Genomic DNA, 14,164 nt, shown 5'->3' with positions numbered 1-14,164 from the left:
ACATGGCTGAAAGTTACTCGCACATTGTGATGGGACTCGGCGCTACCGGTAAATCTGTGGTGCGTTATCTCATGGCGCAAGGAATTACGCCGTTAGTGATGGATAGCCGCCGTAATCCGCCGGGTATTGATGAGATTAAGGCGGAGTTTCCACAGTTGGAATGCCGCGTTGGTGGCTTTGATTGCCGTGCGTTAGTGCAAGCGCAGCAGATCATTATTAGCCCCGGTATTCCAACCGATACGCCGGAAGTGCGTGTTGCCTTGGATATGGGCATTGAAGTGATTGGTGATGTGGAGCTGTTTGCGCGCGCGATTGCGGATCGGCCTCCCTGCGTGTTGGCAATCACCGGCTCTAACGGTAAATCAACCGTGACCACCTTGGTGGGTGAGATGCTGCGTGAAGCCGGGATCAATGTCGCGGTTGGCGGTAACTTGGGTGTGCCAGCATTGGAACTGCTCAACCAACACGCAACCCACTATGTGTTAGAGCTATCCAGCTTTCAGCTAGAAACCACTCATAGCCTCGACTGTATTGCGGCGACTTGTCTCAACATCAGTGCCGACCACATGGACCGTTACAGCGATTTGGAAGCTTATCGTCGCGCCAAATTGCATCTTTATGACCAAGCGCGTTTGGCTATCCACAATCGCGATGATGAGCAGACCGAACCGTTGTCACCGATGAACAACAACAGTTTTGGTTTGGGCAATCCCGAAGGTGACGAATGGGGCATTACCGACGGTAAAGTGATGCACGGTGGCAGTGAGATCATGAATATCTCTGACATCTCATTGCTCGGTAGCCATAACCAAGCCAATGTGCTGGCGGCGATGGCATTAGCCGATGCTGCCGGCGTTGGAAAGGCCGAGATGGCCAAAGTCGCCACTGATTTTAAAGGGCTGCGCCACCGCTGTGAGCTGGTGTCGTCTAAAAATGGCGTGCGTTGGGTTAACGACTCCAAAGCCACCAATATCGGCTCGACGCTGGCCGCCTTGCAAGGGCTGAGCGATTACCTCGGCGACATTATTCTGATTGCCGGTGGTGATGGTAAAGGTGCGGATTTTTCGACGCTGAAAGAGGCATTAGGCAGTGTCAGCACCTTGATTACCTTAGGACGTGACGGCGACAAAATTGCAGCGCTGAAAGAAGGCGCGATCAAAGTTGCCAACATGGAGCAAGCGGTAGCGAAAGCCAATGACATTGCTAACTCAGGCGACATCGTGCTGCTATCGCCTGCCTGTGCCAGCTTAGACATGTACCCTAATTTTATGGCTCGTGGTGATGATTTTTGCGCGCGGGTGGAGGCGCTCGATGAGCAGCAGTGAAAAACAGCTCAGTCTGTTTGGCGCCAGTTTACGCTGGCCGTGGACAGATTGGTTCAGCGACCGCGAAGCGCCGGGCATGCAGTTGTATGACCGGCAGTTGCTGTTCGCCATTATTTCACTGATCGCCTTTGGGTTTGTGATGGTGATGTCTGCCTCTATGCCTGAGGCACAGACGTTAACCAATAACCCGTTTTACTTTGTCTGGCGCCATCTGTCTTATCTTGCGGGTTGCGCCGTGATTGCTGCCATCGTGTTACGGATTTCGATGGAGCGCTGGCAACAATTGAGCCCATGGATGTTACTGGGCGTGGCAGGCATGCTGATTGCGGTGCTGATTATTGGCACCAAGGTGAATGGTGCCAGTCGTTGGCTGTCGCTCGGACCGGTGCGTATTCAGGTGGCTGAGGTCGCTAAGTTTGTGTTCACCATGTACATGGCCGGTTACTTAGTGCGGCGTCATCAGGAAGTGCGTGAGAACATGAAAGGCTTTTACAAGCCAATTGCAGTGTTCGTTTTTTATGCGTTGTTAATTATTTTGCAGCCGGATTTGGGGTCGGTGATTGTGTTGTTCGTCATCACCGTCGGGTTGCTGTTTTTGGCTGGCGCGCGGCTGTTCGATTTCTTTGTGTTGCTGTTAGCTGGTTCGATTGTATTCACTGGGTTGGTGGTGTTTGAACCTTACCGCATGCGGCGTGTAACGTCGTTTTTGGACCCATGGGAAGATCCGTTTGGTAGCGGTTATCAGCTCACACAATCGCTGATGGCTTACGGTCGTGGTGATTGGTTTGGTCAAGGCTTGGGGAACAGTATTCAGAAGCTGGAATATCTGCCCGAGGCGCACACCGACTTTATCTTTGCGGTGATCGGTGAAGAACTTGGTTTTGTCGGCATTGTGGCGGTGCTGGCGGTGTTGCTGTTTGTTGCTATTCGTGCGCTCAAGTTGGGCCACAAGTGTGTGGCAATGGAGCGCGCGTTTGAAGGTTATTTGGCTTACGGCATCGGCATTTGGATCTGCTTCCAGACCGTGGTGAACGTGGGCGCCAGTATCGGCATGATGCCAACTAAAGGTTTGACGCTACCGTTTATCAGTTACGGCGGCAGTAGTTTATGGGTGATGACCGCCGCAGCTATGGTGCTGATCCGCATCGACTACGAGCGACGGTTGAGTTTGATACAAGCAGTTCAGGGGAGAACCACCTGATGGTCGGTAGTGATAACGGCAAACGCATTTTAGTGATGGCAGGTGGCACCGGCGGCCACGTCTTTCCTGCTCTGGCGGTTGCCAAACATTTAGCGCAGCAAGGCTGGCATGTGCAGTGGTTAGGCACAGCAGACCGGATGGAGGCGCGCTTAGTACCGCAACACGGTTTTGATATCGCTTTTATCGATATCAAAGGTGTGCGCGGTAACGGCTTATTGCGCAAACTGACCGCGCCTTTAAAAGTGATCCGTGCGGTATGGCAAGCGCGGGCAGTGATCCGTGAATTCAAACCCGATGTGGTGTTGGGCATGGGCGGTTATGCCAGTGCGCCAGGTGGTTTAGCCGCCAAATTGGCTGGTATTCCGCTGGTGTTGCATGAGCAAAATGCCATTCCCGGTTTGACCAATCGATTGTTGTCGAAAATCGCCAGTCGCACCTTGTGCGCCTTTGCCGATACGTTTACCAATGTACCGGCCGAAGTGGTCGGCAATCCGATTCGCCAAGAGTTGGTGACACTAGGGCAGCAACCGCGTAGTTCATCAGCGTCAGAGGCGCTGAAGGTGCTGGTGGTCGGCGGTAGTTTGGGCGCACGTATATTTAACGAGGTGCTGCCAGAAGCCGTCGCTAAAGTGAGTCAACAGTGTTCAGTTACCGTATGGCATCAGGCTGGTAAAGGTAATCAAGACGCGCTGTTGCAAGCTTATCAACAAGTGGGTCAAGAAGGGCGCGTGAAAGTGGCTGACTTTATTGATGATATGGAAGCCGCATACCGCTGGGCGGATGTGGTGGTGTGCCGTGCCGGCGCACTGACCGTATCGGAATTGGCCACCGTTGGTTTACCAGCGATTTTAGTGCCATTGCCACACGCGGTAGATGATCACCAAACGCGCAACGCCAAAGTATTGGTGGATGCCAACGCGGGGCGGTTATTGCCGCAATCGCAGCTGACAGTTGAATCACTGTCACAGCAATTATTAGCACTGGCGGCGGATCGGCCGCAGCTGGTGCAGATGGGACAAAGCGCACAACGAGTGGCCATTACAGATGCTACCGCTCGCGTCGCAGATGTATGCCAGCAACTGGCGCAGTAAAGGACAGAATGAAGTATGAATGCAGCTAAATACGCCCAATTAAGAGCAACCATCCCTGAGATGCGTCGGGTGCGGCGTATTCACTTTGTGGGTATTGGTGGCGCCGGTATGGGCGGCATTGCTGAGGTATTGCTTAATGAAGGCTACCAGATCAGCGGTTCAGACATTGCCGATAACGCGGTCACTGAACGTTTGAGTCGACTGGGTGCCAAAGTGATTATCGGCCATACCGCCGAAGCGGTGATGAATGTTGACGTGGTGGTGGTCTCTACCGCCATCAAAGCGGATAACCCAGAGTTAGTGGCTGCTAAAGCCAACCGCACGCCGATCGTACGCCGCGCTGAGATGTTGGCGGAGTTGATGCGTTATCGCCACGGTGTAGCGATTGCCGGTACCCACGGCAAAACCACGACTACCAGTTTGATCGCCAGTGTGTACGGCCAAGCGGGTCGTGATCCAACGTTTGTGATTGGTGGTTTGCTTAATAGCGCTGGCACCAACGCCCGTTTAGGCCACAGTCGTTATTTGATTGCCGAAGCCGATGAGAGCGATGCATCGTTCCTACACCTGCAACCAATGGTGTCGGTGGTAACCAATATTGAAGCCGATCATATGGATACCTATGGCGGCGACTTTGAAAAGCTGAAAACAACCTTTGTCGATTTCCTGCATAACCTACCGTTTTACGGCGTGGCGGTGCTGTGTATCGATGATCCTGTGGTGCGTAACATCATGCCGCGCATTGGTCGCCATATGGTGACTTATGGCTTCAGTGATGATGCCGATGTGCAAGCGCTCAACTTCAGCCAAACCGTGGGGCAGTGCCATTACACCTTACGCCGCAAAGGCCGTGATGATCTCGATATCACGTTGAATTTGCCTGGGCGCCACAACGTGTTGAACTCACTGGCGGCGATTGCGGTTGCCACTGAAGATGATATTGAAGATGCAGCGATTTTGACGGCGTTGGCTGAGTTCCAAGGCATTGGACGTCGCTTCCAATATTTGGGCAACTACCACACGCCAAATGGCGACATCATGCTGGTGGATGATTATGGTCATCACCCAAGTGAAGTGGCAGCTACCATTAAGGCCGCGCGTGCTGGCTGGCCAGAGAAACGCTTGGTGATGGCATTTCAGCCGCATCGTTACACGCGTACCCGCGATCTTTATGAAGACTTCGTTGAAGTGTTGTCGCAGGTAGATTGCCTGTTACTGCTGGAGGTTTATCCGGCGGGTGAAGCGCCGATTGCTGGCGCGGATAGTCGTAGTCTGTGTCGTAGTATTCGTCTGCGTGGTCAAGTGGATCCAGTGTATGTGGCAGCGCCAGAACAGTTGGCCGAGTTACTGCCGGGATTATTGCAAAACGGTGACCTGATGTTGACCCAAGGCGCGGGCAATATTGGCGCATTATCCAAGTCGTTGGTGGCTAGTCAAGTTGGCTTCAAACCGCAGGCAAATGGTGATGCAACTGAATAAAAAACAGTCGGTTATTGCCGGTGGTACGATAAATTTTGACCAAGGTTTTCGGCTCCGTATAATGGCCGTTTTTCCGCCGTCGTGACTGGGCCTGTGACATGGGATTGAGGCAAAAATTTGTGACGCTGCGGCAGCGGATCCACAGCGCCAATTGGTATTTGATCAGTGGCCTGAGTTTTTTGTCGTTGGTGCTGGTGGGATTGGCAATTGCAGGGTGGAAGTTGGAGCTATTGCTCAACGATGCCGAAGCCTTGCCGATCCAAGCGGTCGCCGTCAACGGTGAGCGGCGTTTCACCAGTGACGAAGAGATCCGCAACGCATTACGAGATTTGATGGCACGCAGTTTTTTCAGTGCCGATGTGGTGGAAGTGCAACACGCGATTGAAGCGTTGCCTTGGGTTTATCAAGCGTCTGTTCGACGTGATTGGCCCGCCAAGCTCAAGGTGTACTTGGAAGAGCAAGTCCCCGTGGCTCACTGGAATGGTACCCAGTGGCTTAATGAGCAGGGCGATGTGTTCAGCGCGCCGCAGGAGCCAGAACTGGAGTCATTACCATGGCTCTCTGGGCCTGATGAACGCGGTTTGGATGTGCTGACTGCCTATAAGCAGATGGAAGAGTTGCTGCGGATCAACAGCTTTCACCTGCAGAAGTTGCACTTAAGCCCGCGGTTAGCGTGGGAGGCTGAGCTCGGTAATGGCATTGTGTTAGACCTTGGCCGAGAAGATAAAATGTCGCGGATACAACGTTTTATAAACGTGTATCCGGAAATATTGAAACAGGATAAAAGCGTAGCGCGAGTAGATTTGCGCTATGACACTGGACTGGCCGTTGGCTGGGAAGCATCACAAAAAGAGAGTCAGTGATCGATGACCAAGAACCAAGAAAGAAATCTGATCGTTGGGTTAGATATTGGCACCTCAAAAGTGGCCGTGATTATCGGCGAAGTGCTGCCAGATGGCGAGATCAGCGTCGTTGGTCTGGGCAATCATCCATCGCGCGGCATGGATAAAGGTGGGGTTAACGATCTCGATTCAATCGTACGCAGTGTGCAGCGCGCCCTAGATCAAGCGGAATTGATGGCCGATTGCCAAGTGTCATCGGTGTATCTGAGTATCTCTGGCAAACATATCGATTGTCAGAACGAAAACGGCATGGTGTCGATCAACGACGAGGAAGTGACCTCGGAAGATGTTGAAAACGTTATCCATACCGCGCGCTCGGTGAAGATCCCGACGGAACGCCGCATTTTGCATGTGTTGCCGCAGGAATATGCCATCGATGTACAAGAGGGCATTCGTAGCCCTATCGGTATGTCGGGTATGCGTATGGAAGCCAAGGTGCATATTGTCACCTGTGCTAATGACATGGCGAAAAATATCACTAAAAGTGTCGAGCGCTGTGGCTTAAAAGTGGATGACCTCGTATTCTCCGGCATCGCCTCGGCGGATTCGGTGTTGACCGCAGATGAAAAAGATTTGGGTGTGTGCTTAGTGGATATCGGTGGCGGTACTACTGATATCACCGTCTACACCAATGGCGCCTTGCGCCACTGCGCGGTGGTACCGGTGGCTGGTAACCAAGTCACCAGCGATATTGCCAAGATTTTCCGCACGCCGCTGTCGCACGCGGAGCAGATCAAAGTGCAATATGCCAGCGCGCGTAGTGCCTTGGTCAGCCGTGAAGATAGTATTGAAGTGCCATCGGTAGGCGGTCGTCCATCACGGACCATGAGCCGCCACACCTTGGCCGAAGTGGTTGAGCCACGTTATCAAGAGTTGTTTGAACTGGTGTTTAAGCAATTGAAAGATAGCGGGCTAGAAGATCAAATTGCCGCGGGTGTGGTGCTCACCGGTGGTACTGCGTCGATTGAAGGCGCGGTAGATATTGCCGAAGCAACCTTCGGCATGCCTGTGCGAGTGGCTAAGCCGCTGCCAGTCAAAGGTTTATATGAATATGTTGACCAACCTATTTACTCCACCGGAGTTGGGTTGTTGCATTATGGCGCCAGAAGGCTGATGGACCGTCAGCTTGAAAAACCTGAGCGCCAAGGGGTAACCAGCTTATGGAATCGGGTCCAAAGTTGGTTCAAAGGTGAGTTTTAAACTCAATAACGCAGGTAGCAGGGAGAATTAGCCCATGTTTGAAATCATGGATACCCATTCAGACGATGCGATGAGCGATGCAGTTCTCAAAGTCATCGGTGTAGGCGGCGGTGGCGGCAACGCTATCGAGCATATGGTTGAACACAACATCGAAGGTGTTGAGTTCATGGTCACTAACACTGACGCACAAGCGCTGCGTAAATCGGCTGCGGGCACCACTATTCAGTTGGGCCGCAGTGTGACTAAAGGTTTGGGCGCAGGTGCCAATCCTGAAATCGGTCGTGCAGCAGCAGAAGAAGATCGTGAAAGCATCCGCGCAGCGATTGCTGGCTCAGATATGATTTTTATTGCCGCAGGTATGGGCGGTGGTACTGGTACTGGTGCCGCACCCGTTGTGGCACAGATTGCCAAAGAAGAAGGCATCTTAACGGTTGCCGTGGTTACTAAACCTTTCCCATTTGAAGGCAAAAAACGTATGGCTTATGCCGAACAAGGCATTGCTGAACTGGCTAAAAATGTGGATTCGTTGATCACCATTCCAAACGAAAAACTATTGAAAGTATTGGGCCGTGGCACTTCGCTGCTGGATGCCTTTGCCGCAGCTAACAACGTACTGTTAGGCGCTGTGCAAGGTATCGCAGAGCTGATTACTCGCCCCGGTTTGATTAACGTCGACTTTGCCGACGTGCGCACGGTAATGTCCGAAATGGGTAACGCCATGATGGGAACCGGCGTGGCTCGCGGTGAAGACCGTGCAGAAGAAGCGGCAGAAGCGGCGGTTGCTAGCCCACTGCTGGAAGACATCGACTTGGCGGGCGCTCGTGGTGTGTTAGTGAATATCACCGCTGGCATGGATATGAGTATCGAAGAGTTCGAAACTGTGGGTAACCACGTCAAAGCGTACGCTTCTGATACTGCCACCGTCGTTGTTGGTGCGGTTATCGATCCAGAAATGAGCGATGAACTGCGTGTGACTGTGGTTGCCACCGGTATTGGCGCTGAGCGTAAGCCTGATATTCAACTGGTGCCGACCACTAAAACCGTACGCAGTGAACCTGTAGTTGAACCTAAGGTCGAACATCATGTGGCAGTAGACGAACCGACTGCTCACGTGGCAAAAGGCAATGCGGTGCCATCACCACAACCAGCTGTGGCGCCAACACCTAATAAGAGCGAACTGGATTATCTCGATATTCCAGCATTTTTGCGCAAACAAGCAGATTAATCTGCTTAATTTAGGTGACAATGCGTACACATGCTGCGGTTGGCAGCAGCAGTATTTTTTGTGAATTGGTCGGAATATGTTAAGATGTCTGACCTCCTCGGCGAAAATACTGAGGACTTGCTATGCGGTTAAATGATTTAACGTTGAGTTTGATACGGGTAACTAAATGATTTTTCAAAGAACTGTTGAAAATACGGTAAAAGCCACTGGCGTCGGATTGCATTCCGGCAACAAAGTGACTTTGACGATTAGACCGGCACCCGTCAACACAGGGATAGTGCTGATGCGCACCGATCTCGAGCCTGCGGTTGCCATTGCGGCAAAAGCAGATCTGGTCAGAGAAACGACCATGTGTACAGCGTTAGTGAATAACGACGGCGTTCGTATCTCTACGATTGAACACCTGTTCGCTGCCTTAGCTGGCCTTGGTATTGATAATGCCGTGATTGAAGTCGATGCACCTGAAATTCCGATCATGGACGGCAGTGCTAGCCCATTCGTATTCCTGCTGCAAAGCGCAGGAATAAAAGAGCAAGCGGCTGCTAAAAAATATCTGCGAATTAAGCAAACGGTGCGTGTCGAAGATGGTGACAAATGGGCAGAGCTGAAACCTTTTAAAGGCTTCCGAGTTAACTTTGCTATCGATTTTGCTCATCCAGAAATCGCACGTAGCCAGCAGAAAATGGTAATGGACTTTTCTTCATCTGCCTTCATTAAAGATATCAGTCGCGCCAGAACCTTTGGTTTTATGCGTGATATTGAATATCTGCGCGCTAATAACTTAGCGTTGGGTGGCAGCATGGAAAATGCCGTAGTGCTTGATGAATATCGCGTCCTCAACCCCGATGGCCTGCGTTATGAGGACGAATTTGTTAAGCACAAGATTTTGGACGCGTTTGGTGACTTATATGTTGCCGGACACGCCATTATCGGTGAGTTCAGTGCCTATAAAACTGGCCACGCACTCAACAACCAGCTGGTTCGAGCGTTACTCGCTAACGCCGAAGCTTGGGAAGTGGTTAGCTTCGATAAAGAAGCCGATGCACCAGTAAGCTTCAGCATGCCAGCTTCGGTGGTTATGGCTTAATTCGAGTTTTCAGTGCCTTTACGGCTGGCTAATGCAGCCAGCCGTTTTAGTTTCTGGCCCAAGCTACCGCCGGTAGATTCGGCCAAATCCGTAAGATGAGCCGCCGTGGTTTCACTAATTTGTCTGTGAGGCAGGTTAGGTTTTACCTCGCGAGCTATCAGAGTTGGGTTGACTTTCACCTCAATAGCGGTAAGCATTGGGAGCGCCTCAGATTGGAGTTGCTGCAATAAGTGAGCTTTTTGAAAGTTCAGTCGTGCAGCCCAAACTGCAGTTGAGGTCTCTATGACCAATGTATTTTGACGAAAATTGGCAACGGTAAGCTGTGCGCAGACAGGGCCGGAAAGCATCGCTTTAACGGTTTTGTCTAAATATAACAAAAGCTCCGCTCGTTCAGTGAGTTCAGGTAACGCGCCTGACTGATGCATCAGTTGACTGAGATGTTGCGGCAGCTTCTTCATGACGATAATAAGATGGCTTAACGAGGCTATGAGTGTAACAGTTTTTATTCAGGGTCGGAATGGCGTAACACGCTGGCAACCGGGTAAGCGTTGGCTATTATTGCCAATGTTGCTGATCGCTGCTGGCGCGGGTTTGTATCAGTATAACCAACTGCGATTTGAAACCCAGCAAGCCAGTGCCGACAACGAACGCCAAGCGCGAGAGCAACAACAGCGGCAAGTCAAACAACTCAAAACCGCCACTGAGAATCAACTCTCTATGCTGGTGACACACGTCGCCAAAATGCAAGCCAAACTCACCCGGCTTGAAGCTCTCGGGCAACAACTCGCCCAAAACTATCAGTTAGATGAACAATTCGACTTCAGCGCCGAGGTAGGCGTTGGCGGTCCGAGTGAATATGGTTCCAGTATCGAATTAGATCAGTTGCTCAGTGATATGGAGCGGCTCGCTTTAGGTATAGATAAAAGTAACACTCAGCTGGGGCTACTTGAAACAGTTGCCAGCAATCTCAATATAGAACAAGAGCGTTACATATCCGGGCGACCAGTCGGCAAAGGCTGGCTATCCTCGCCCTACGGTTTACGAAACGATCCTTTTAATGGCCATCGAGCGATGCATAAAGGCATCGACTTTGCGGGCGCAGAAGGAACCGATGTTATTGCCACTGGTGCAGGGGTAGTGACATGGGCAGGAAACATGTTTGGTTATGGCAATTTAGTGGAAATTGACCACGGTAATGGATTGCGTACCCGTTATGGGCATAACGAAGCTTTGTCAGTAGCTGTAGGTGATGTGGTTGCCAAAGGCGAGAAAATCGCCAGCTTGGGAAGTTCCGGCCGTTCTACCGGACCCCATGTGCATTACGAAGTACTGCGTAACGGTCAACAGATCGATCCAAAACAATTTGTGTATCGTCACGCGGGTTAAACGGAAATTGGCCGCCAGCCTCATGTTGAGCCTGGCCTACAACTAATAAGTGATCCAGATGTTAGGTAAAGTACTGACAAAAATTTTTGGTAGCCGTAACCAACGCACACTTAAGGCATTGGGTAAGGTTGTTAATAAAATCAATGCTCTTGAAGCTGAGTACGAGCAGCTTTCGAATGAGCAACTCAAAGCCAAAACTGCCGAATTCCGCACCCGCCTTGAACAAGGTGAAACTCTGGAATCGATTACCGCAGAAGTCTTCGCAACGGTAAGAGAAGCATCGAAGCGCGTGTTTGAAATGCGTCACTTTGATGTGCAGTTGCTCGGTGGCTTAGTGTTGGACTCAAACCGTATTGCCGAAATGCGTACGGGGGAAGGTAAAACACTGACGGCGACCTTGCCCGCTTACCTCAATGCTATTAGCGGCAAAGGCGTACACGTCATTACCGTTAACGATTACCTAGCAAAACGCGATGCTGAAACTAACCGTCCATTGTTTGAATTCTTGGGCCTGACGGTTGGCGTTAACCTGTCTGGTATGCAACACCAAGCGAAAGTTGCAGCCTACAATGCGGATATTACTTACGGTACCAACAACGAATTCGGTTTCGACTATCTGCGTGACAATATGGCGTTTTCGCCTAATGAGCGGGTACAACGTCCACTGCACTATGCGCTGATTGACGAAGTGGATTCGATCCTTATCGATGAAGCGCGTACGCCACTGATTATCTCCGGTGCCGCTGAAGACAGTTCTGAACTGTATATCAAAGTTAATACCCTGATCCCAAGTTTGATCCGTCAAGAGAAAGAAGACTCAGATGAGTTCACTGGGGAAGGGGATTTCTCCATCGATGAGAAATCCAAGCAAGTGAACATGACCGAACGTGGTCAGGAAAAAATTGAACAACTGTTGAGTGATGCAGGGTTGCTAACGGAAGGTGAGTCACTGTATTCGGCAGCTAACTTGTCGTTGTTACACCACGTCAACGCCGGTCTACGCGCACATCATCTGTTTGAAAAAGACGTCGACTATGTAGTGCAAGACAACGAAATCGTTATCGTTGATGAACACACCGGTCGCACCATGCCAGGTCGTCGTTGGTCTGAAGGCTTACACCAAGCGGTTGAAGCGAAAGAAGGTGTAAAAATTCAAAACGAAAACCAAACCTTGGCATCTATCACCTTCCAAAACTACTTCCGTTTGTACGAGAAGTTGGCGGGGATGACCGGTACTGCCGATACCGAAGCGTTTGAGTTCCAACATATCTATGGTTTAGACACTGTGGTGGTACCAACTAACCGCCCAATGGTTCGCAAAGATATGGCAGATTTGGTTTACCTAACTGCTCGTGAAAAATATGAAGCCATTATCAAAGATATCGAAGGTTGTCGGGAACGTGGTCAGCCAGTATTGGTGGGTACGGTATCTATTGAGCAATCAGAATTACTATCGCATCTGCTGAAACAGCGCAAAATTCCACACCAAGTACTGAACGCTAAATTCCATGAGCACGAAGCTGAGATCGTTGCCCAAGCCGGTCGCTCTGGCACCGTGACTGTGGCGACTAACATGGCGGGTCGTGGTACCGATATCGTCCTCGGTGGTAGCTGGAAGGCTGAAATTGAAGCGTTAGAAAATCCAACAGATGAACAAATTGACGCTATCCGTGCTGATTGGCAGCAACGTCATGATGAAGTGATCGCTGCAGGTGGTTTGCATATCCTGGGTACTGAACGTCACGAATCTCGTCGTATCGACAACCAGTTACGTGGTCGTTCTGGCCGTCAAGGTGATCCTGGTTCATCACGCTTCTACTTGTCGATGGAAGATGCGTTGATGCGTATCTTTGCCTCCGACCGTGTCGCCGGCATGATGAAAAAGCTTGGTATGGAAGAAGGCGAAGCGATCGAGCATCCATGGGTATCGCGCGCCATCGAAAATGCGCAACGCAAAGTGGAAGCACGTAACTTTGATATCCGTAAGCAACTGCTTGAGTATGATGACGTGGCTAACGACCAACGTCAGGTGGTGTACTCACAACGTAATGCGTTGATGGATGCTGAATCTATTAAAGATTCTATTGAAGGTATTCGTGAAGATGTGATCAATGGTGTGATTGATCAATATATTCCGCCGCAGTCTGTAGAAGAGTTATGGGATGTTGCGGGGCTGGAAGCGCGCCTTGAGCAAGAGTTTGCTTTGAAATTGCCATTACAAGAGTGGCTCGATAATGAAGATGACTTGCACGAAGAAACCTTGCGTGAGCGTATCGAGCAGAAATGGCAAGAAGCCTATGAAGCGAAAGAACAGATGGTTGGCGCGGAAGTTCTGCGTCAGTTCGAAAAGGCTATCATGCTGCAAACCTTAGATGGTTTGTGGAAAGAACACTTGTCAGCCATGGATTATCTACGCCAAGGTATCCATCTGCGTGGTTATGCTCAGAAGAACCCGAAACAGGAATACAAGCGTGAATCGTTTGAACTGTTCCAACAGATGTTGGATACACTGAAGCATGATGTGATTAGCATCCTGTCTAAGGTACAAGTACAAGCGCAATCTGATGTTGATGAAATGGAAGCTCGTCGTCGTGAGAATGAAGCTCGTATTGAGCGTGAGTTCCAACACGCAGCGGCAGAAGCGATGGCTGATGACACACCCGCACCAGCAGGCATGCCAACACCACCAGTTATCCGCGATGGTGAAAAGGTTGGCCGTAACGATCTATGCCCATGCGGTTCAGGTAAGAAGTATAAACAGTGTCACGGTAAGCTCAGCTAAGTAGACACTCACTATATAAGATGAACAAAGGCGCCCTCAAAGGCGCCTTTCTGCTTTCGGTAGTAGCCACGCTTCATTGTCGGATTCTATGCTGATGATGTGATGACTATATATAGTTGGGCAATGACTCCGACAAACTCGCATGGCCTTATCAGTGATTTCCCACAGCTTATCTCTTCTGATCAATATCGTTGTTACCACTTTCTTTAAAGAAACTTCTCCTGCTTGATAGCAGGCTGCATCACCTTAATGTGTTTTTGCGGGGGAATGACCAATATCCACTAAGTAGTCATCCCTATGAGGCTGGTCAATTTACAAACATAACTCACTGAATTGTGGATAACTCTTGGGGTAACTCGTGCGTAAATTGTGGTTATCTCATTATTTTAAAATAATTCAAAAAAACTCGAAAAAAGGGGTTGCGGAGTTTTTTAAGGTCCCTATAATGCGCACCCACTGACACGGCAAAGCGCGAAAGCAAAGGTC

General features: G+C 50.5%; 11 protein-coding genes. 10 read left to right on the top strand and 1 reads right to left on the bottom strand.

Translation table 11 applies throughout. The annotated features are described in order from the left end of the window. Window positions 1–2 precede the first annotated feature (2 nt). The 8 genes from murD (at window position 3) to lpxC (ending at window position 9,510) form a co-directional block, all read left to right on the top strand. Window positions 3–1,325, top strand: coding sequence for a UDP-N-acetylmuramoyl-L-alanine--D-glutamate ligase (murD, locus tag L9G74_RS15230; RefSeq protein ID WP_238897281.1), 1,323 nt, complete (start codon window positions 3–5; stop codon window positions 1,323–1,325). Continuing rightward, entirely contained in the window at window positions 1,312–2,526 is a 1,215-nt protein-coding gene (gene ftsW / locus L9G74_RS15225) for a cell division protein FtsW (RefSeq protein ID WP_238897280.1), read from the top strand. The genes murD and ftsW overlap by 14 nt, the downstream gene beginning before the upstream one ends. After that, window positions 2,526–3,617, top strand: a complete 1,092-nt coding sequence (gene murG / locus L9G74_RS15220) for an undecaprenyldiphospho-muramoylpentapeptide beta-N-acetylglucosaminyltransferase (protein WP_238897279.1) — start codon at window positions 2,526–2,528, stop codon at window positions 3,615–3,617. Before ftsW ends, murG begins: the two co-directional genes overlap by 1 nt. A gap of 15 nt (window positions 3,618–3,632) precedes the next feature. After that, window positions 3,633–5,096 carry a UDP-N-acetylmuramate--L-alanine ligase gene (gene murC, locus L9G74_RS15215; RefSeq protein ID WP_238897278.1) on the top strand — a complete coding sequence of 488 codons (1,464 nt, stop codon included), beginning with the start codon at window positions 3,633–3,635 and terminating at the stop codon, window positions 5,094–5,096. A 119-nt stretch (window positions 5,097–5,215) separates the two neighbouring features. Further along, complete coding sequence (locus L9G74_RS15210; protein WP_326521520.1) at window positions 5,216–5,959, top strand: cell division protein FtsQ/DivIB; 744 nt, start codon at window positions 5,216–5,218, stop codon at window positions 5,957–5,959. Window positions 5,960–5,962: 3 nt separating this feature from the next. Further along, entirely contained in the window at window positions 5,963–7,198 is a 1,236-nt protein-coding gene (ftsA, locus tag L9G74_RS15205; protein WP_238897276.1) for a cell division protein FtsA, read from the top strand. 34 nt (window positions 7,199–7,232) lie between these two features. Beyond that, window positions 7,233–8,423 (top strand): cell division protein FtsZ, encoded by a 1,191-nt coding sequence (gene ftsZ, locus L9G74_RS15200; protein ID WP_238897275.1) that lies wholly within the window; start codon window positions 7,233–7,235, stop codon window positions 8,421–8,423. A gap of 166 nt (window positions 8,424–8,589) precedes the next feature. After that, entirely contained in the window at window positions 8,590–9,510 is a 921-nt protein-coding gene (lpxC, locus tag L9G74_RS15195) for a UDP-3-O-acyl-N-acetylglucosamine deacetylase (protein ID WP_238897274.1), read from the top strand. Here the strand turns inward: lpxC and L9G74_RS15190 are convergent. Continuing rightward, window positions 9,507–9,968 carry a DUF721 domain-containing protein gene (locus tag L9G74_RS15190; RefSeq protein WP_238897273.1) on the bottom strand — a complete coding sequence of 154 codons (462 nt, stop codon included), beginning with the start codon at window positions 9,966–9,968 and terminating at the stop codon, window positions 9,507–9,509. The two genes, lpxC and L9G74_RS15190, sit on opposite strands and share 4 nt — an antisense overlap. 28 nt (window positions 9,969–9,996) lie before the next feature. Here L9G74_RS15190 and L9G74_RS15185 point away from each other — a divergent pair, with 28 nt between their 5' ends. Beyond that, window positions 9,997–10,896, top strand: coding sequence for a M23 family metallopeptidase (locus L9G74_RS15185; protein WP_238897272.1), 900 nt, complete (start codon window positions 9,997–9,999; stop codon window positions 10,894–10,896). A 58-nt stretch (window positions 10,897–10,954) separates the two neighbouring features. After that, entirely contained in the window at window positions 10,955–13,678 is a 2,724-nt protein-coding gene (gene secA, locus L9G74_RS15180) for a preprotein translocase subunit SecA (protein ID WP_238897271.1), read from the top strand. Window positions 13,679–14,164: the final 486 nt, after the last annotated feature.

It is taken from the genome of Shewanella electrica (assembly GCF_022321485.1).
GTDB classification, from domain to species: domain Bacteria; phylum Pseudomonadota; class Gammaproteobacteria; order Enterobacterales; family Shewanellaceae; genus Shewanella; species Shewanella electrica.
The sequence above is the reverse complement of the archived record's forward strand: the minus strand, read 5'-3'. Positions and strand labels throughout refer to the sequence as shown.